This window comes from Achromobacter sp. D7-1, assembly GCF_059760445.1.
Window position 1 is genome coordinate 1 of sequence record NZ_JCBAMT010000110.1, and the last position, 19,819, is coordinate 19,819.

Consider the following 19,819-nt stretch of genomic DNA (forward strand, 5'->3'; position numbering starts at 1 on the left):
GCTCAGCGATGCCGGCCACGCGCTGCGGCGCGCGCTCCAGGACTTCTGCGAGGAACGCGCCGCGCAGGTCACGCCGCCGGCCTGACGTTGGCATAGGCCTGCGCAGCCTCGCCCACGGGTTCGCCCTTGCGAAACAGGAAGCGCTGCGCAGGCACGGCGGCGACCGCGGCCGCGCCGTTAGGAGCAGGCAGCGCCACGAAGTTTGCCTCGTTGCCAACCTGCAGGCCGTAGCCTTGCAGGCCCAGCACCTCGGCTCCGGCGTGCGACGCCATATGCAAGGCCGTCAGCAATTCGCCGTCCGTGTAGAAGCCCGAGCGGTAGCCGATCAGCATCGCGCGCTGCAGCATGTCGCCATTGCCATAGGGCCACCAGCAGTCCTGGATGTTGTCGTTGCCCGTGAACACGCGCACGCCAGCCGCGAGCAGCGCCAATACCGGCGGGAAGGCCCGATCGCCCGGAGCATTCGTCATGATCGCCACGCCGGCGTCGGCCAGCTTGCGCGCCACGTCCTCCAGCTCCCGCTGGCCGACGTCACCCAATGCGTAGGCATGACTGATGGCGACCCGGCCAGCGAGGCCCAGCGCCCGCGTGCGCGCGGCGATCCTCGCAATCTGTTCTACGCCCTGATCGCCGGGCTCGTGCAGATGGATGTCTATCTTCGCGCCCAATCTTTCGGCAATCCCGAACACGCAATCGAGCTGCCCTTCTGCATCGCCGTCCAGGGTGGAAGGATCGATTCCGCCCACGACCTCGGCGCCTTCGCGCACGGCTGCTTCCAGCCATTGCGGCGTGCCGGGACAGGACATCACGCCGGCCTGCGGAAACGCCACCAGTTCGATATCGACGATGCCGCGCCACTTCTCGCGCGCCGCCATGACGGCGTGCAGATTGCCCAACCCGGTGGTGGCATCGACGTCCACGTGGCAGCGCATCGCCACCGTGCCGAACGCCGCAGCTTGCGCGATGAGCGCATCGGCGCGCCCCTCGATGGGCGGCGCGGCGGCCAGCTCCTGCTTCTCGATGGCAAGCCGTTCGCGCAGGCTGGCCGCGGGCCGGTGCGGCCGCCAGCGGTCGCCGACGAAGCTCTTGTCCAGGTGGATATGGCCATCGACAAAGCCTGGCAGCACCAGGTGTCCGCGCAGGTCGGTCACCTGCGCCCCGCCCGCGACGAGCGGCTCGGCGCCCAGCGCCAGGATGCGGCCATCGCGCACATGCAGGGATAGAGGATTGCCGTCGGCGCCGACGGCATTGATGTATACGCGGTCTGTCATGTTTCGCCTTGGTATTGCGCGCAACCATGCCGCCGGCACGGCCGCTTGAGTGAACCCTGTAACCTTATCGAAGCGCGCACGCCACGGCCAATTAAGTGTTGCGATACTTGCCAATGCGAAGCGCGATAGCACGGTCCCATCACTCGCGCCGCGTGTACGCCTGATGAACGCATGCTGGACTAGAGCGGGGTATGTCCCTATACTTGGCCGCTGTTGTAGTTCATTACGCATGCAGCCAGACGACGCACGTCGCCTGGAAGCATCCATCACAAGGCCGCGCACAGCGGCCCGGCGTGCAACGCCGAAACACCCAAACCCGGCCGTAAAGGCTGCGGAACAATTTTCCTGCTTACCAGGCAGGACCATCGCTCGCCGCATCGAGCAACGTCTAAAGCAACCAGCGTTCTGCGCAATGCGGCAGCAAGACACCTATACGGTGTGCCTTTTTGCTGTCCGTCCGAGGCCCGTGCTTGTCGCGTCCTTGCCGGGCAGGCATGCGATCGCGCCTACGGCCGCTCGCCTGGTGTTTCGGCTACGTCATCGGGGTTTGCCGCCCTGCGCATCCCGCGAAAAACGGCCTTCATGCAGCCATGACTGTCCGTCATGAACACGCTGTCAAGGAGAGAGGACGAAGACGATGCAAGAGACAGAATTCTTTCAGCTATCCAGCACCACCGCCATCCTGCTGCTCGTGGGCTTCTATGGCGCCACGTTCCTCATGTCGCTGCTGATCAGCCAGAAGAACGAAAACGTGGACGGCTACATGGTGTCGAACAACGCGGTCGGTTTCGGCCTGTCCACCGCCAGCATGATCGCCACCTGGATCTGGGCCGCATCGTTCTACGCCAGCGCCACATCGGGCTACAAGTACGGCCTGTCGGGCCCACTGCACTATGGCTTCTGGGGTGCGCTGATGATTCTCTTCATCTATCCCTTCGGCAAACGCTTTCGCCAGGTGGCCCCCAAGGCCCACACACTGGCCGAGGTCATCCATGCGCGGCATGGCACCTCCAGCCAGATGATCATGGCGGTTTCCAACATCGTGGGCAGCTGCATCAGCCTGATGGTGAACTTCACCGCGGCCGGCGCGCTGGTCTCTATCCTGAGCCCGCTGACCTTCATCCAGGGCGTGCTCATCGCCGGCCTGGGCGTGCTGTCCTACACGCTGTGGTCGGGATTCCGCACCTCGGTGATGACGGACTTCGCGCAGCTGGCCGCCATGATCATCGCGGCGGTCATCATCATTCCGCTCATCTTTTTCAATGCGGGCGGACCGGACCTGCTGTCGGAAAACATGTGGCGCCTGAGCGCCGACCAGGCGGACTTCTATTCCACCCGCGCCATCCTGGAACAGGGCGCCCCCTACTTCGTGGCCGTGCTGGCCTACGCCATCGGCAACCAGACCATCGCCCAGCGCCTGTTCGCGGTGCGCGAAGACCTGATCAAGCCCACCTTCCTCACCGCCACCGCCGGCTACGGCGCCGTCGTGATCGGCCTGGGCATGCTGGGACTGCTGGCGCTCTTCGTCGGCCTGGAACCCGCCAACGGCGACATGAACAACATCATCCCGCAGATGGCGTCGACCTATCTGCCGCCCTTCGGCATCGCGCTGTTCTTCCTGCTGGTGGTGGGCTCGCTGTCCTCGACCGCGGATTCCGATCTGGCCGCCCTGTCGGCCATCGTCATGACCGATGTGTACGCCAAGAATCTGGCCGGCGGCCGCCCCGATCCGCGTCGCATGCTGTGGTGGGGCCGCTGCACCATGATCGTCGCAACAATGATAGGCGTGATCTTCGCCAGCCTGCGCCTGGACATCCTGGTGATGCTGGTGTTCGTCGGCGCGCTGTGGGGCGCCATCGTCTTTCCCGTCATCGCCAGCTTCTACTGGGACCGCGTCGACAACCGCGCATTCGTCAGCGCCGTGCTCAGCGCCGTGGTCCTGTTCAGCATCGTGCGTTTCGAACTGCTGCCCATCACCGGCGGGCTCGCCGTGTTCTTCGAAATCTGCTCGGCCATCGGCGGCGGCGTAGTGCTGGGCCTCATGACGTTCGGCTTCTTCGGCCGCACCGCGGCCCTTGCCGTGGGCGCGGTGGGCATGCTCGTCATGCTGCCTGTTTTCGTGGGCACCCTGCGCGAATACATCGTCCTGATGGGCTCGCTGACCGCTTACGGCGTCAGCGCCACGGTCTGCGCCGGGCTGAGCCTGCTCAGCAAGCAACGCTTCGACTTCAGCTTGCTCGCGGAGCGCGTGACGTCCTTCCAGGAAGCGCAGGAAGCCATGTCGGCGGCGCCTGCCCAACGGCCCGAAATCCAGCCGGCTCAAGGCTGAACATTCCTCAAGCAACAAGGAGACTGTTATGTGGTTGACGTTTTACTTCCTGGTGTGGCCCGCCATTTCCGCCCTTATCCTGGCCCTGCTGTGCGCGACGCTGTGGCAGGACATACGCGCGGCCAGGCGCAGCGGAAAATCGATGGTCTGACGAGCGGCCATTGCCCTTCAGGCCAGCCGCAACGGACGTTGGGCCTGCGCCAGCGCCTCCAGGTAGACCGCGTGCGTGTCCGCCACGAAGCGCGACAAGGCGAAGTCCCGCACGGCCTTTTCCCGGGCCGCGCGCCCCATCGGACCCAATAGTTGCGGCTGCACCAGGATCTCGCGCAGCACATCCGCCACGGCCTCCGGCGCGCGCGCCGGAACCACCCAGCCGTCCAATCCCGCGTGCACGTTCTCGGCCAGCCCGCCGGCATTGCTGACGATGACCGGCACGCCCATGGCCATCATCTCCCGGCAGGCGAACGAGATGGTCTCCATCTCCGAGGACAGCACGAATCCCAGGTCCAGCGCGCCCACGAACGACCGGACATCGTCCAGCAAGCCCGGGAAGATGACCTGATCTTCCATGCCCAGTTCGCGGACGCGCCGGCGTTGCGGCTCATCAGGTAGCTGGCCCGCGATCATGACGACGATGCGTTCGCGCAGACCAGCCGGCAACAGCGACACGGCCTCGACCATGTCCATCCAGCGCTTGTAGTCCGCGGTGCCGGCGTTGCTGCCGACCACCAGACGGCCCGCATGCGCCTCGGACAGCCAGCGGCGCCGGGCCTGCGCCACGGTGTCTCCTGCCTGCGGCCTGAACCGTTCCACGTCCACGCCATTGCGCACTGTGCGCAAGCCGCAGCGCCCGAATGCGCTGCCCATCAGCCTGCGGCGCGTGTGCTCGCTCACGCAGATGACGCGGTCCGTCGCCAGACGGGCGCGCAGCATCGCGCCTATGCTGTTGGCGGGCCGGTCATTGTGCTGCGTGTACACCACCGCAGGGCTGTCCGCCCCGAGCCCCAAGCCTGCCAACATGCACACGCGATGGTCGGCTGAACCGTTGACGTGCGCAACGTCGAAGCGCTCCTGCAGCAGCAGCTGGCGCAGACGGCGCGCGTTGGGCCACGCGGCCAGCATCCCTCCGTGGAAATCCAGCGCTTCGGCCCGCACGCCAGGCATCGCCGAGGCCGCCTTGAACAAGCGGCTTTCCGGCGGCGCGGCCACGACGATATCGTGCGCGTCGCGCAGCGCGCCCGCCAGCGACAGCACGTAGGTGGTATGCCCGCCGCCATCGCCGCGATGGAAATTGGTGTACAGGATTCTCATCGCGGAGCACCCGTTCAGGCGCCAGACGGGCTGGCTGCATCGGCCGGCACCCGCTTGATCTGCCGCGCACATTTCGACGCGCAGGGTGCATAATGCGCCGCAACGGCAATTTCATCGTTGGCCGTTTCAAAGCTCTTCGAGATAGATTTTCGAGCACTCACGGATCGCTCCTTGTGTTTCAGCGCCGCCAAGCGGGAACTTGGCTGACACGCTGAACTCTACGCAGTCGGTAATTACAGAAGCCGGACCGACTCATTACATTTGTGCAAGGAAAGCAAGGCGCCCCATGCGTATCCTCTTGATCGAAGATGAACGAAAGCTCGCGGACTACGTCCGCAAAGGACTGAGCGAACACAACTACGTGGTCGACGTCGCCCGCGACGGCATAGACGGGCGGCACGCCGCCATCGAAGGCGACTACGACGTAGTGGTGCTGGACGTGATGCTGCCCGGCGTCGACGGCTTCGGCGTGCTGGCGGACCTGCGCAAGCACAAGCAGACGCCCGTCCTGATGCTGACCGCCCGCGACAAGGTGGAAGACCGGGTACGCGGCCTGGAGGGTGGCGCGGACGACTACCTCGTCAAGCCCTTCGCGTTTTCAGAGCTGCTGGCGCGGATCCAGGCGCTGCTGCGCCGCGGCCGCGGGCAGGAATCCACGCTGCTCAAACTCGCCGACCTGGAGATGGACCTGGCGCGGCGCAAGGCGCAAAGAGGCGGCATGCGCCTCGACCTGACGGCCAAGGAGTTCACGCTGCTGACGCTGATGCTGCGGCGCCATGGCCAGGTACTGTCCAGGACCGTGCTTGCGGAGCAGGTCTGGGACATGAATTTCGACAGCGACACCAACGTCATCGAGGTAGCCGTGCGGCGCCTGCGGGCGAAGATCGACGACCCGTTCGAGACCAGGCTGCTGCATACCGTGCGCGGCATGGGCTATGTGCTGGAGTTGCGTGAAAAATGAGGCTGCCCCGCATCGCGTCCATCGAAATCCGGCTCACGCTGCTGCTCGGCGTCATCGCCTTGGTGGTGTCCAGCATTGCCGGATGCACCTTGTTCTGGGCGCTGAAGCGCGAGGTTCAGCGCCAGGAAATGACTGAGGTGGCAGGCAAGCTGGAGCTCATCAACCATCTCATCGGCATGCAGGCCACGCTCGCGCAGATGCAGGATCTGCGCGGCGCGCTGGACAACATCATGGTCGGCCACGGCAACCTCAAGACCTGGATCACGCTTGCGGACGGCAGCGTGTTCTACGGCGACGCGCCGCCCGTGGATATCCGGCCGCTCTCCGGGCGCGAGATCAGACTGCATACGCAGGACGGCTGGAACATGCGCGGACTACGCGTGCCGCTGGAAGGCGCGCTGCTACCCGGCGCCGAGCTCACCGTGGCCGTGAACCTGCGGCCCGGCACGCAGTTCCTGTATGCCTTTGCCACCGCGCTGATCCTGATCTGCGCGGTCTGGGTCGGCGCCACCGTGGTGCTGTCTGCATGGGCGGTGCGGCGGTCCCTGTCGCCGATCCGCCGCCTGTCCCAACAGGCATCCCGCATCCAGCCGGACAATCTTGCGGTGCGCCTGCCGGAACAGGGCATCGACCGGGAGCTACGCGAGTTCACCCATACCTTCAACGGCATGCTGGGCCGCGTGCAGACGGCCTACCAGCAGATGGAGGGCTTCAACGCCGACGTGGCCCATGAACTGCGCACGCCGCTGGCGACGCTGATCAGCGGCGCTGAGGTCAGCCTGTCATCTCCGCGTTCCGAGCAGGAACTGCGCGAGGTGCTGGAATCCAATCTGGAAGAGCTGGAAGGCTTGAAGGCCCTGGTCAACGACATGCTGTTCCTGGCCCGCGCCGATGGCGGCGAACCGGCGGGAGACCTGCAGGAGGTGGACGTGCGCCAGGAGATCGCCCGCGTGGCCGAGTACTACGAGGCTGCCTTGGACGATGCCGGCGTCTCCCTGGCGGCGCACGGCGGCGCCGTCCTGATGGCCAACCCGCGGCTATTGCGGCGCGCCATCGCGAATCTGCTCAGCAACGCCATCCGGGCCACCCCTCGGGGACGCGACATCGACCTTTATTGCGTCACCCGGCAGGATGAGATCGAAATCAGGGTGCGGAACCCCGGCGCGCCGATAGCGGCCCAGGCATTGCCGCGCATCTTCGACCGCTTCTATCGGGGCGACGATGCGCGCAGCCGGCGCGCCGACGGACACGGCCTGGGCCTGGCCATCGTCCGGGCCATCGCCCGCATGCACGGCGGCAACGCGTTCGCCCGCTGCGGCGGACAGGGCACCGAAGTCGGCTTCACCCTGGCCCGGGCGCCGAACATTACAGGAAAGTAATCCTCCCGACAGGTTGCGGTGTGGAGCGCGTCACTAAAGTGGCGCCTCCACCCCAATTCGAGTCTAGAGGATACGCATGAAGAAACTGGTGAAACTCGCGCAGGGCGCCGTCGCCGCGGGCGCCTTTTTGCTTTCCTTCGGCGCCATGGCCGCCCCCGGCCACGGCGCAGGCCACGGCGGTGGGCATGATGCCGTCGCCGCCATCGGCAAGCCCGGCAACCCCGCCAAAGTCTCGCGCACGGTCGCCGTCGACATGACGGACGCCATGCGCTTCACCCCGGACAAGATCGACGTCAAGGCGGGCGAAACCATCCGCTTCAAGGTCACCAATTCCGGCAAGATCCGCCACGAAATGGTGCTGGGCACGCCCGCGGACCTGGACGGCCACTACCAGATGATGCTCAAGGATCCGGGCATGCGCCACGAAGAGCCGAACTCCGTGTCCCTGGAAGCAGGCAAGGCCGGCGACATCGTCTGGACCTTCGACAAGGCGGGCAGCGTCGCCTTTGCCTGCCTTGAGCCCGGACACTATCCCGCCGGCATGAAGGGCGCGGTTTCCGTCAAGTAATCCACTGCCGGGATGCCGGTCCGGCTACCGGGGAGATAGAGCATGAGTAGAGCAGTTTCGAATCCGCGCCGCCGGTTTGTGCAGGGCCTGGCCGCGGGCGGCGCGCTGGCCGGCATGGGCCTGTGGAGTCCGTCGTCGTGGGCGCAGGCCGCCCCGACGCGGCAGAGCGTGCTGTCGGGCACCGAGTTCGACCTGGAGATCGGCGAGAGCGCCGCCAACTTCACCGGCGCGCCCCGCATCGCGACCACGGTCAACGGCATGCTGCCCGCGCCCACGCTGCGCTGGCGCGAGGGCGACCGCGTCACGCTGCGCGTCACCAACCGCCTGCGCGAGGACACCTCGATCCACTGGCACGGCATCATCCTGCCCACCGGCATGGACGGCGTCCCCGGCCTGAGCTTTCCCGGCATCGCCCCCGGCGAGACCTTCACCTACCAGTTCGACGTGGGCCAGAGCGGCACGTACTGGTATCACAGCCATTCCGGCTTCCAGGAACAGACGGGGCTGTACGGCGCCATCGTGATCGATCCCAAGCGCCCCGACCCGGTGCGGGCCGACCGCGACTATGTCGTCCTGCTGTCCGACTGGACCGACGAAGATCCCATGAGCGTGTTCCGCAAGCTCAAGGTGATGCCCGACTACTACAACTACATCCAGCCCACCGTCGGCAGCCTGATGGACGACGCGGAGAAGTCCGGCTGGAAGAACGCGCTGAACGAGCGTCTCATGTGGCAGAAGATGCGCATGAACCAGACCGACCTGGCCGACGTCTCGGGCGCCACCTACACCTTCCTCACTAACGGCAAATCCCCTGCGGGCAACTGGACCGGCCTGTTCCGTCCGGGCGAACGCATCCGCCTGCGCTTCATCAACGGGTCGGCCATGACCTACTTCGATGTGCGCATCCCCGGCCTGAAGATGACGGTGGTGGCCGCCGACGGCCTGGCCGTACGGCCCGTGGAAGTGGAAGAGTTCCGCATCGCCGTGGCCGAGACCTATGACGTCATCGTCGAACCGCAGGACGAGCGCGCCTATACGATCTTCTCGCAGGCCATGGACCGTTCCGGCTATGCCCGCGGCACGCTGGCGCCGCGCGAGGGCATGCAGGCCGAGATCCCGGCGCTGGACCCAGTGCAGGTGCTGACCATGATGGACATGGGCATGGCGCATGACATGCCCGGCATGGACATGGGCGGGGCGCAGGCAGGGGGCATGGACCATGGCGCTCAAGGCGCGATGAACCATGGCGCGCAGGGCGGCATGAGTCAAGGCGCCATGGGTGGGATGAACCACGCCGGTATGGCTGGAATGGCGGGCATGGCAGGCATGAATCACGGCGGCATGGACCATGGCGCCATGTCTGGTAGCCCAGGCGCCAGCGAAGGCGGCATGGTCGAGGTCAAGCATCCCTACCCCGCCGAGCGCAGTCCGGCCAACTCCATGCTGCCCGACATCGTCTCGACCCGGCTGGATGATCCCGGCGTGGGCCTGCGCAACAACGGCCGCCGCGTGCTGACCTATGCCGACCTGCACTCGATGGTCGAACCCGCGGACAACCGGCAGCCGACCCGAGAAATCGAGCTGCACCTGACCGGCAACATGGACCGCTACATGTGGTCGTTCAACGGACTGAAGTTCACCGAGGCCAAGCCCATCGTGCTCAAGTACGGCGAGCGCGTGCGCTTCGTGCTGGTCAACGACACCATGATGACGCACCCCATCCACCTGCACGGCTTGTGGAGCGACCTCGAGTCCGCCGACGGCAATTTCCAGGTGCGCAAGCACACGATCAGCCTGAACCCGGCGCAGCGCCTCAGCTACCGCGTCAGCGCGGACGCGCGCGGCAACTGGGCCTATCACTGCCACTTGCTGTTCCACATGGAGGCCGGCATGTTCCGCGCGGTCGTCGTGGAATAGGGGGAATAATGAGAACAACCACATCCAGAAAGCACTGGCCCGGGCTCGTCGCGGGCGCCGCCCTCCTTTCCGCCGCCTCCGGGCTGGCCCTGGCGCAAACGCCGGCCGGCACGATGAACGGCATGGACCACGGTTCGATGCCGGGGATGGATCACGGTGCCATGAAAGGCATGGATCACAGCACCATGCAGGGCATGGACCATAGCTCGATGCCCGGCATGGACGAGTCCTCGCGCCAAGGCCCGCCGGTGGGTTCCCTGCCCTCCAGCGACGGCAGTACGGAGCAACGCTACGCCGCCTACCGCATCCATCCGCACATGATGGATAACGTCGTCACCAGCCATCTGCTGTTCGACAAGCTCGGCGTCGCCTATGACCGCAACGAACAGACCAGCCTGCAATGGGACGGCCAGTTCTGGATCGGCCGCGACCTGAACAAGCTGTGGATCAAGAGCGAAGGCGATCGCCTCAACGGCAACACGGACGCCAAGATCGAAGCCTTCTGGAGCCACACGATTTCGCCGTTCTGGGACCTGCAGCTGGGCGCTCGACGAGACTTTGGCACCGGTCCAAAGCGCAACTGGGCTGCATTCGGCGTGCAGGGCGTCGCGCCCTACGGCATCGAAACCGAGATCACCGGCTATGTCGGCGGTTCGGGCAGGACCGCGCTGGCGCTGAAGGCGGAATACGACCTGCTGCTCACGCAGCGCCTGATCCTTACGCCCGAGATCGAAGCCAGCCTGAATGGCAAGAATGACGAGGCGCGCGGCGTGGGCTCCGGCCTGTCCGACGCATCGTTCTCCTTGCGGCTGCGCTACGAAGTCACGCGCGAATTTGCGCCATATGTCGGCGTGTCGTTCGGACGCAAGTTCGGCAAGACCGCGAGCTACGCCAGCGAAGCGGGTGAAAGCCGCTCCGAGCGCGCCATCCTGGCGGGCGTGCGCATCTGGTTCTGAGCCTGGCCGGCGCCCCCTTTTCGGGTGCCGGCCTAAGCACGTCCCCATTTTAGAAACCACCGGCTGCAACAACCGCGGCCGCTATTTTTCCCTTGGACGACCCGCGGCAATCAAACGCTTGACCTTGACATCATTGGAATCTTTATAGTGCAGCCATCAGCATGAAATTCCAAGTTTTCAAGGAGCGGATATGAGTGCCATCCCAGCAAACAGCGTCGCGGTCAGCCTGCCCATCGAAGGCATGACCTGCGCCTCCTGCGTGGGTCGGGTCGAAAAGGCCTTGAAGGCCGTGCCGGGCGTCAACCAGGCCAGCGTCAACCTGGCGACCGAACGCGCCGACATCACGTTTGCAGGCGCGCCGGACGTCGCCGCCGCGGTGCAGGCGGTACAGAAAGCGGGTTACGCCGTCGCCGAAACCACGATAGAACTCTCGGTCTCCGGCATGACCTGCGCCTCCTGCGTGGGCCGGGTCGAAAAAGCCCTGAAGGCCGTGCCCGGCGTCAGCAACGCCAGCGTCAACCTCGCCACCGAGCGCGCCAGCATCACCGCCACCGGCGGCGTGCCCGCCAGCGCCTTGATCCAGGCCGTGGCCAAGGCTGGCTATGAAGCAAAGACCCTCTCGGCCGAATCCAGCGACACCGACGCCGTGGCCGAACGCCAGGCCGCCGAACTGAAGTCGCTCAAGCGCGCCCTGACCATCGCCACGATCTTCGCGTTGCCCGTGTTCATCCTGGAAATGGGCGCCCACATCGTGCCGGCGTTCCACCACGTCATCGCCGAGACCATAGGCACGCAGAACAGCTGGTACCTGCAATTCGTGCTGGCCAGCATCGTGCTGTTCGGCCCCGGGCTGCGCTTCTTCAAGAAGGGTATCCCCGCGCTGCTGCGCGGCGCCCCCGACATGAACTCGCTGGTGGCGGTGGGTACGTCCGCCGCCTACGCCTATTCGGTGGTCGCCACCTTCGCGGCCCAACTGCTGCCCGCCGGCACGGTCAACGTCTACTACGAGGCTGCCGCGGTCATCGTGGCGCTGATCCTGCTGGGCCGCTACATGGAGGCCCGCGCCAAGGGCAACACGTCCGAAGCCATCAAGCGCCTGCTCGGCCTGCAAGCCAAGACCGCGCGCGTCGTCCGCAACGGCGCAACGCTGGAACTCACCATCGAAGAAGTGGTGGCGGGCGACCTGATCGAAGTCCGCCCGGGCGAGCGCATCCCGGTGGACGGCGAAGTCGTGGAAGGCAACAGTTACATCGACGAGTCCATGATCAGCGGCGAACCCGTCCCGGTCGAGAAGCAGCCCGGCTCCGAAGTGGTCGGCGGCACCGTCAACCAGAACGGCGCGCTGACGTTCCGCGCCACCAAGGTCGGCGGCGACACGCTGCTGGCGCAGATCATTCGCATGGTCGAACAGGCGCAAGGATCCAAGCTGCCGATCCAGGCCATGGTGGACCGCATCACGATGTGGTTCGTGCCTGCCGTGATGGCGGCCGCGGTCGTGACCTTCATCATCTGGCTGACGTTCGGACCCGAGCCCGCCCTGACCTTCGCCCTGGTCAATGCCGTGGCCGTGCTGATCATCGCCTGCCCCTGCGCCATGGGCCTGGCCACGCCGACCTCGATCATGGTGGGCACGGGCCGCGCCGCGCAGATGGGCGTGCTGTTCCGCAAGGGCGAAGCGCTGCAGTCGCTGAAGGATGCCCAGGTCGTGGCCGTGGACAAGACCGGCACGCTGACCAAGGGCCGTCCCGAACTGACCGACCTGATCGTCGCGCCGGGCTTCGAACGCGCTGCCGTGTTGGGCAAGGTCGCCACCGTCGAAGCCAAGTCGGAACACCCGATCGCGCAGGCCATCGTGGACGCGGCGCGCGGCGAGAACATCGCGCTGGGCACGATCTCGCAGTTCGAATCGATTACCGGCTTCGGCGTGAGTGCCCGCGTGGACGGCGACCTGGTGGAAATCGGCGCCGACCGTTACATGCGTGAGCTGGGCCTGAGCGTCGAGTCCTTCGGCGCGGACGCCACGCGTCTCGGCGACGAGGGCAAGAGCCCGCTGTACGCCGCCATCAACGGCAAGCTGGCCGCCATGATCGCCGTGGCCGACCCCATCAAGGAAACCACTGCCGCCGCCATCCGCGCCCTGCATGACCTGGGCCTGAAGGTCGCCATGATCACCGGCGACAACCGCCGCACCGGCGAGGCCATCGCCCGCCAGCTCGGCATCGACGAAGTGGTCGCCGAAGTGCTGCCCGACGGCAAGGTCGCGGCGGTGCAGCGCCTGAAGCAGCAATATGGTCCCATCGCCTACGTGGGCGACGGCATCAACGACGCGCCGGCCCTGGCCGAAGCGGACGTGGGCCTGGCCATCGGCACCGGCACGGACATCGCCATCGAGGCTGCGGACGTGGTGCTGATGTCGGGCGACCTGGGCGGCGTGCCCAACGCCATCGCCCTGTCCAAGGCCACCATCCGCAACATCAAGCAGAACCTGTTCTGGGCCTTCGCCTACAACGTGGCCTTGATTCCAGTGGCGGCCGGCCTGCTGTATCCGGTCAACGGCAGCCTGCTGTCGCCGGTGTTCGCGGCGGGCGCGATGGCCCTGTCCAGCGTGTTCGTCCTGAGCAACGCGCTGCGGCTGCGCCGCTTCGCGGCCCCCTTCCCGGCCCGCGGCTGAGGTCCGCTCCGCGCTCCCGGCCCAGGCCGCAAGCGCGGACTGCCAGCGGCCTGGCGACAGGCCGCCATGACCCGGCCCCTACTGGCCCTTCTCTTTCGGCGCGCTGGCAACCAGCGCGCCGAATTTCTTATCCAGGTCCGCCAACGCATCGTTGATGTGGGCGCGGCGTTCCTTGATCCAGGCATCCTGTTCAGCCAGCTGCGCGCGCGCCTCTTTCAGCATGCGCTCCATTTCCGCTGGCTGCGGACCACCCGAAGTGGCGCGGTTCTTGACGATGGCGACCGGGTCCAGCGTAGAACGGAACTCTGCCTCGCTCATCGGCAGTTCGTTGCCGTACTTCGAGTCCTTCATGGCATCGGCATAGATGCGGCGCGCCTGCTCATACGGAAAGTCCAGCGGCTTGATGTTGTTGGTCTTGGCGTAGCTCACGACCTCGGACGCGAAATGGTGGCCGTCGCGGAACGGCAGCTTGTACTTGCGCATCAGCACGTCGGCCAGTTCCTGCGACGCCGTCCAGTCGCTGTTCAGCTCTTCCAGCGCCCGGTCGGGGCTGATGACCATGGCTTTCAGCACCCGGTCCCAACGCTTGAGCGCCGAGATGCCGGCGTCGACCATGGCGGAGTTCTGCTTCACGTCCTTGGGATCGCTCATGCCCGGCGTGATGTTGTGCGTCTGCACTACCGGCCCCATGGCCAGCGTCACGGCGGTCGACGCGTCGCTGCGGGTGTCGTTGAGCAGGCCGGGGTTGCGCTTCTGCGGCATGGCGCTGGACACGTAGGTGTTGCCGCCGCCCTCTTCCAGCAGGATCCAGGGACGCGGCTGGGCGTACTGGGTCATCACGTCCTCGACGAAGTTGCCGGTGCGCAGCGCGATGCTGGTGACGATGGCTGCGACTTCGACGGGCTGGTCCATGGATGAAATCTGCGAGGCGTCATAGGCATTGTCCACCAGCGCGGCAAAGCCCAGATACTGCGCCATGCGCTTGCGGTCCAGCGGCCAGCTGGTGCCGTTGAGCACCGTGGTGCCCATCGGCGAGCGGTCGATGCGCACATAGGCTTCGCGGATGCGCTGCGCGTCGCGCGCCATGCCGGCGGCCTGCCCCAGCAGATAGTGTCCGTAGCTGTTGGGCTGGGCCGCCACGCCGTTGGTGTAGTTCGGCACGATGGTCGCGGCATGCTTGCCCGCCAGTTCCACCAGGGTGGTGGACGTGGCGTTCAGCTGGGCCGCCAGATCCAGCAGCTTGTCGCGCAGGATGGCGCTGCGGTAGGTCGCGTGCATGTCCTGGCTGGAACGCCCCGCGTGCAGCAGCGTCACGTCCTCGCCCGCCGCCTTGATCAACAACGGTTCGAAGGTGATGACGCTGGACGGGCGCTTGGCGCCAGGCTGGTTGCCGTCGCTGATCACCTTGGCCACGCCGGCGGCCAGGCGCGGCGCCATGGACTTATCCAGCAACCCCTCGTCGGTGTTGATGACGGCGGTGGCCTTGTTGATTTCGCCCAGCCAGAAGAACGGATCGCGCGGCACGGAGGCCGCGGGCTGGGCTTGCTGGGCCGACGCCTGGGCGCCGAACGTGAAGGCAAGCGCGGCGCCCAGGGCGGGAAGTAGTTGTCTCATGGCTGTCTCGTTTGGATGGCGAGCGGCCAGTGTATCGGCGGGCCAGGCGGCGGGAAATGGCGGATTTCACCGAGCCTGCGGCCGGCCCGCGCGGGCCGGGTCTTCAGGACTTGGTCAGCCTGACCAGCATCTTTCCAGTGTTGGCGCCCTTGAACAGGCCGATGAATGCCTCCGGCGCGCGCTCCAGCCCGTCCACCACTGTTTCACGCAACTGCACCTGTCCCGCCTTGATCCACGCGCTCATGCGGGGAATGAACTCCGGCAGCACGTCGATGTGGTCGGAGGCGATCAGGCCCTGGAGCTTGATGCGCTTTTCGATGGCCGAGAACAGATTGCGCACGCCGATGGCCGGCTTGCCCTCGTTGTAGCCCGAGATCATGCCGCACAGCACGAAACGCGCATGGTCGTTGGCCAACGCCAACGCGCTGTCCAGATGGTCGCCGCCGACATTGTCGAAGTAGATGTCGATGCCCTGCGGCGCGGCCTGGGCCAGCGCCGCGGTCAGATCGGGCGCGTTGCGGTAATCGATGACCGCATCGGCCCCCGCCACGTCGCGCAGCCAGCGCGCCTTGTCCTCCGAACCAGCGGACGCCACGACGCGCAACCCCATCTGCTTCGCCATCTGGACCACCACGCTGCCGACCGCGCCGCTGGCTGCGGACACGAAGATGGTTTCACCCGCTTGCGCGTTGGCGATCCGAGTCAACCCCACGTATGCCGTCAGGCCAGGAAAGCCCAGGGCGCCCAGGTAGGTCTGCAAGGCGATGCCGTCGTCGGCAACGGCGGTGGCATGCGCGGCGTCGATCAACGCATGCTCGCGCCAGCCGGCGAAGTGCACCACTCGATCGCCCGCGGCAAAACGCGGATCGGCGCTCTGCTCGACCACGCCGACCGCCGCGCCTTCGAGCACCTGGTCCAGCGCGAAGGGCGCGATGTAGCTCTTGCGCTCATCCATGCGGCCGCGCATGTACGGGTCAACCGACATCCACTGATTGCGCACCAGGATCTGCCCTGGCCGGGGCGCGGGCAGCGTGGATTCAACCAGCGCGAAGTCGTCTGGCGTGGGCAGCCCCGTGGGGCGGTTTTTCAGGTGGATTTCCCGGGTGGTGATGGACATGGCGAACCTCATTGAAAAGAGTAGGGAAGGAAGTGTTCAGCGCGCGGGAGGAGTCCCGGCGCCTGTCGCGGCAAGCGAAAGGCCGAACCCGTATGCATCGGACAGGTTGCGATGCCGCGCGTCCTCGTCGCCGCTCTCGACGTCGAGGAACAGGTGCGTGCGCAGGTCGCTCACGCCGCTGTAATAGAGGATGCCGTGTTCGATCTGGGTGGAAATGGCGGCGCGGTAGCCGTACTCGTCATAGGCATGCGGGCCGGCGCCGCCGGTCGCGATCAGGCGCACGCGCTTGCCGGCCAGTCGACCCGGCTGTCCCCCGGCGGCGCCGAAAGCCCATCCCTTGGTGAAGACACGGTCGATCCAGCCCTTGGCCAGCGCCGGCATGGCCCACCAGTAGATCGGGAACGCCAGCACGACCAGGTCTGCAGCCTCCACGCGCAATTGCTCGCGACGCACGTCGCCGGGCAAGGGTCCCTTGCCGCGGTAGAAATCCAGGTCGGCTTCGGTCATGCGTGGATCGAACGCCTCGGCGCGCAGATCGGCCCATATGACCCGCGCGTGGCCGCCGGACTGCACGCCGTTCACATAGCGCTCGGCAAGCGCCGCGGAGAATGTATCGGCCGGCGCGCCGGCGGTGATGACCAGGATGTTCATCTGGGTTCCTTCTGTCTTGATGACGATGAACCCATTGAATCATCTATAAAACAGATAAAATAGTTCAATATTTCGCAGATATTTATCTAATTGGTAGATATATATGCCGCCTAGAATCTCGCTGGAGCAATGGCAGGCCCTGGTCGCCGTGGTGGACGCTGGCGGCTACGCCCAGGCCGCCAGCGCGCTCAGCAAATCGCAGTCGACCATCAGCTATGCCATCCGCCAGATCGAGGAAAGGCTGGGCGTGGCGGCGTTCGCCATGGACGGACGCAAGGCCTTGCTGACGGACGACGGCAAGATCCTCTACCGGCGCGGCAAGTCGCTGGTGGGCGAAGCCCAGCGCCTGGAACGGGCGGCCGCCAATCTGGCAAAGGGGCGGGAGCAGATGCTGACCCTGGCCGTGGAAAGCCTGTTCCCGACGGACCTGCTGCTGCGCTGCCTGGACCAGATTGCCGGCGAGTTCCCCGAGACCCGCATCGAACTGCACGAATCGGTGGTCGGCGGCACGGATGAGCTGCTGCTCTCGGGCGAGGCCGACCTCGCCATCTGCGCCGACCACATCCCGGCCGGCCATGTCGGCGACGCGCTACTGCGCTACTGCGCGGTCGCCGCCGCCGCGCCCTCGCATCCCCTGCACCTGATGAACCGGCCGCTGTCGCTCGAAGACCTCAAGGCGCACCGCCATCTGGTGATCCGCGACAGCGGCCGGCAGCGCTTGCGGCCCAGCGTCTGGGACGTGACCGAGCAGCGCATCACCTTCAGCCACAAGAGCACGTCGATACGCGCCGCGTGCATGGGCATGGGCTTCGCCTGGTATCCGGAAGACTGGATCCGCGAGCAGTTGGCCTCGGGCGAATTGAAGCCGCTGCCGCTGCAGGACGGCGCGCAGCGCTGGGGCGCTCTGTACCTCGTCTACCCCGATCCCGACGCGGCAGGGCCTGGCGCGCGCCGCCTGGGCCAGATACTGCGCGAGGAGAGCCAGAAATCCGCGTGAAACCGCGCCGCCGACAGCTTGTCCGCGTCCTTTAGCCTTAACATACGGCCCAAAAACCACTACATGCGCCCATGCCTCGTCCGAATCTGACCAATGCCGAAACCCTGTGCCAGATCGCCAAGCTGGGCAGCTTCCGCGCCGCGGCCGAGCGCCTGCATACCTCCCAACCCGCCGTCTCGGCGCGCATGAAGGAGCTGGAGCAGTCGCTGGGTTTTCCTCTCTTCGAAAAGCGCGGCCGCCGGCTGGAACTGACGGTGCCCGCGCGCCGCTTCGTCGAACGCGTGGAACCGCTGCTGCTGGCGGTGGAAGACGCCTTCACCGACGCGGAGGCCGTCAACAACGCGGCCGGCACGGTGCGTATCGGCATGGGCGAGATTTCCATGACCTGGTTTTCACGCGTGGTGCCCGAATTGCGCCGCGCCCTGCCGCGCATCTCCTACGAGATCGAACTGGACCTCGCGGTCAAGCTGCAGGAGCATCTGACGTCCGGCGCGCTGGACATTGCGATCATGGCCAATCATCTGCGCGACGACCAGTTCATCTGCGAATCGCTGGGCAAGACCCGCATGTCGTGGATGGTCTCGTCCCGGCTGCTGAGCGACGCTGACGGCCATCCGCGCACCATGCAATCGCTATTGCAGACAGAACCGCTGTGGTGCGTGTCGCGCCCGTCGGGCTTCTTCGGCCCGGCGCAGGACGAGTTGCGCGACATGGGTGCCAACCTGGACAATATCTGCAGCTGCAATCGCCTGAACAGCCTGATCGAAGTCGTCGAAGCTGGCGGCGGCATCGCGCAGCTGCCGGAAATGATGGTGGCCGAACAGGTTCGCGCCGGCACCCTGGCGCTGGTGGACCCGACACGGACTCCGCTGACGCTGGAGTTCACCATCGCCATCCACCGCAACCAAGGCCAGGCCATCGTCCATCAGGTCGCCGAAGCCCTGACCCGGCTGGGCAAGGCCGCCACCGGCAAGGCCTGACGACCCACAGCGGCGTTCAGGCATCTAGCAGCGCCCGCTTCTGCACCTTGCCGCTGGCGTTGCGCGGCAGCTCCGCCATGAATTGCACCTGTTCGGGCACCTTGAAGTACGCCAGCCGCTGGGCGCAAAAGGCCTTGATGGCATCCGCATCCGCCTGATGCCCGGCGTGCAGCACGATGAAGGCCTTGACCGACTGGTCACGGACCGGATCCGGTATGCCCACCACGGCCACGTCGCGCACGGCGGGATGCCCCATCAAGGCCTCCTCCACCTCCGCGGCCGAGATGTTCTCGCCGGCCCGCTTGATCACCTCTTTCTTGCGGCCGAAGAAAAAGAAGTTGCCCTTGACGTCCTGATAGCCCAGATCTCCCGTATGCAGCCAGCCGCCTTCAAACACGGCCTGGGTAGCCGCCGGGTCGCGGTAGTAGCCCAGGGTCAGCGTGCGCCCTGGACGCCCGCGCACCACGATCTCACCCACCGCGCCCGCGGCCACCGGCTGGTTGTCGTCGTCGACCACGAACACTTCGCGGTCGGGCGTGGCGCGCCCGATGGACGGGTAGGAGGACGGCGAGGAATGCGGCTGCAAGGTGATATAGAGCATGGTCTCGGACTGGCCGTAGCCGTTGCGCAGCGGGATGCGGAAGCGCTCGATGAACGCCGCGATCTCGGCTTCCGAAATATTGATGGCATAACCTGCGTAACGTACCTGGTGCGCCTGGTCGAAAGGCGTGGGCGGCTGGTTCAGCAAGGTGCGGCAGAGCATGCCGGACAGGCTGCATATCGTGATGCGGTGCTCGATGAGCTGGCGCAGGTAGCGCGTCGCGCTATAGCGTTCGCCGATCACCGCGGTGGCGCCCGCCGTCAGGCAGGACAGCACCGTCTCCTGGCAGTTGGCGTGGAACAGCGGCTTGTTGTTGAACACGCGGTCGCTGCGGCTCAGGCCGCTGTTGGCCGCACCCGCCTGGCCGCACCAGAGCAGGTTCGCCTGTGTCAGCATCACGCCCTTGGGCCGCGCCGACGTGCCAGAGGTGTACAGGATCTGCGCCAGGTCGTCGCTACCCTGGTCGGGCGCCTGGTAATCCGCCGGCGCCCCCGCC

Annotated in this window: 16 protein-coding genes; 10 read left to right on the forward strand and 6 right to left on the reverse strand. The window is 66.2% G+C overall.

Annotated features, from left to right (window positions below):
* Positions 1–68: 68 nt before the first annotated feature.
* Entirely contained in the window at positions 69–1,271 is a 1,203-nt protein-coding gene (locus AC6LKD_RS29710; protein ID WP_498118254.1) for an amidohydrolase family protein, read from the reverse strand.
* A 637-nt stretch (positions 1,272–1,908) separates the two neighbouring features.
* Between AC6LKD_RS29710 and AC6LKD_RS29715 the strand changes: the two genes are divergently transcribed.
* Both AC6LKD_RS29715 and AC6LKD_RS29720 read left to right on the forward strand, forming a co-directional pair.
* Entirely contained in the window at positions 1,909–3,600 is a 1,692-nt protein-coding gene (locus AC6LKD_RS29715; RefSeq protein WP_498118255.1) for a sodium:solute symporter family protein, read from the forward strand.
* A 28-nt stretch (positions 3,601–3,628) separates the two neighbouring features.
* Positions 3,629–3,751: a putative transporter small subunit gene (locus AC6LKD_RS29720; protein ID WP_013396337.1), complete on the forward strand. Its 123-nt coding sequence runs from the start codon at positions 3,629–3,631 to the stop codon at positions 3,749–3,751.
* Positions 3,752–3,768: 17 nt separating this feature from the next.
* Here AC6LKD_RS29720 and AC6LKD_RS29725 read toward each other — a convergent pair whose 3' ends face one another.
* Positions 3,769–4,911: a glycosyltransferase gene (locus AC6LKD_RS29725; protein WP_498118256.1), complete on the reverse strand. Its 1,143-nt coding sequence runs from the start codon at positions 4,909–4,911 to the stop codon at positions 3,769–3,771.
* A 286-nt stretch (positions 4,912–5,197) separates the two neighbouring features.
* Between AC6LKD_RS29725 and AC6LKD_RS29730 the strand changes: the two genes are divergently transcribed.
* The 6 genes from AC6LKD_RS29730 (at position 5,198) to AC6LKD_RS29755 (ending at position 13,363) form a co-directional block, all read left to right on the forward strand.
* Complete coding sequence (locus AC6LKD_RS29730; protein WP_498118258.1) at positions 5,198–5,872, forward strand: heavy metal response regulator transcription factor; 675 nt, start codon at positions 5,198–5,200, stop codon at positions 5,870–5,872.
* Positions 5,869–7,251, forward strand: coding sequence for a heavy metal sensor histidine kinase (locus AC6LKD_RS29735; protein ID WP_498118259.1), 1,383 nt, complete (start codon positions 5,869–5,871; stop codon positions 7,249–7,251). Before AC6LKD_RS29730 ends, AC6LKD_RS29735 begins: the two co-directional genes overlap by 4 nt.
* 76 nt (positions 7,252–7,327) lie before the next feature.
* Positions 7,328–7,819 (forward strand): cupredoxin domain-containing protein, encoded by a 492-nt coding sequence (locus AC6LKD_RS29740; protein ID WP_013396341.1) that lies wholly within the window; start codon positions 7,328–7,330, stop codon positions 7,817–7,819.
* A 42-nt stretch (positions 7,820–7,861) separates the two neighbouring features.
* The gene (locus tag AC6LKD_RS29745; protein WP_498118260.1) at positions 7,862–9,736 is read left to right on the forward strand and encodes a copper resistance system multicopper oxidase; all 1,875 of its coding nucleotides are present in this window, start codon (positions 7,862–7,864) and stop codon (positions 9,734–9,736) included.
* Between the two features lie 8 nt (positions 9,737–9,744).
* Entirely contained in the window at positions 9,745–10,692 is a 948-nt protein-coding gene (locus tag AC6LKD_RS29750) for a copper resistance protein B (RefSeq protein ID WP_498118262.1), read from the forward strand.
* 190 nt (positions 10,693–10,882) lie between these two features.
* Positions 10,883–13,363, forward strand: coding sequence for a heavy metal translocating P-type ATPase (locus tag AC6LKD_RS29755; RefSeq protein WP_498118263.1), 2,481 nt, complete (start codon positions 10,883–10,885; stop codon positions 13,361–13,363).
* Positions 13,364–13,441: 78 nt separating this feature from the next.
* Here AC6LKD_RS29755 and AC6LKD_RS29760 read toward each other — a convergent pair whose 3' ends face one another.
* The 3 genes from AC6LKD_RS29760 to AC6LKD_RS29770 form a co-directional block, all read right to left on the reverse strand.
* Entirely contained in the window at positions 13,442–14,977 is a 1,536-nt protein-coding gene (locus AC6LKD_RS29760) for an argininosuccinate lyase (RefSeq protein ID WP_013396345.1), read from the reverse strand.
* A 103-nt stretch (positions 14,978–15,080) separates the two neighbouring features.
* Positions 15,081–16,094 (reverse strand): NADP-dependent oxidoreductase, encoded by a 1,014-nt coding sequence (locus AC6LKD_RS29765; protein WP_498118265.1) that lies wholly within the window; start codon positions 16,092–16,094, stop codon positions 15,081–15,083.
* A 36-nt stretch (positions 16,095–16,130) separates the two neighbouring features.
* Positions 16,131–16,745, reverse strand: coding sequence for an NAD(P)H-dependent oxidoreductase (locus tag AC6LKD_RS29770; protein ID WP_013396347.1), 615 nt, complete (start codon positions 16,743–16,745; stop codon positions 16,131–16,133).
* 103 nt (positions 16,746–16,848) lie between these two features.
* On the opposite strand from AC6LKD_RS29770, the gene AC6LKD_RS29775 reads away from it, so the two are divergent.
* Entirely contained in the window at positions 16,849–17,742 is an 894-nt protein-coding gene (locus tag AC6LKD_RS29775; RefSeq protein ID WP_498118266.1) for a LysR family transcriptional regulator, read from the forward strand.
* A gap of 71 nt (positions 17,743–17,813) precedes the next feature.
* On the forward strand, positions 17,814–18,722 hold the full coding sequence (locus AC6LKD_RS29780; protein ID WP_498118267.1) for a LysR family transcriptional regulator: 909 nt from the start codon (positions 17,814–17,816) through the stop codon (positions 18,720–18,722).
* Between the two features lie 16 nt (positions 18,723–18,738).
* Here the strand turns inward: AC6LKD_RS29780 and AC6LKD_RS29785 are convergent.
* Positions 18,739–19,819 (reverse strand): AMP-binding protein (locus tag AC6LKD_RS29785; protein WP_498118269.1); only part of this gene is annotated, 1,081 nt, incomplete at its 5' end.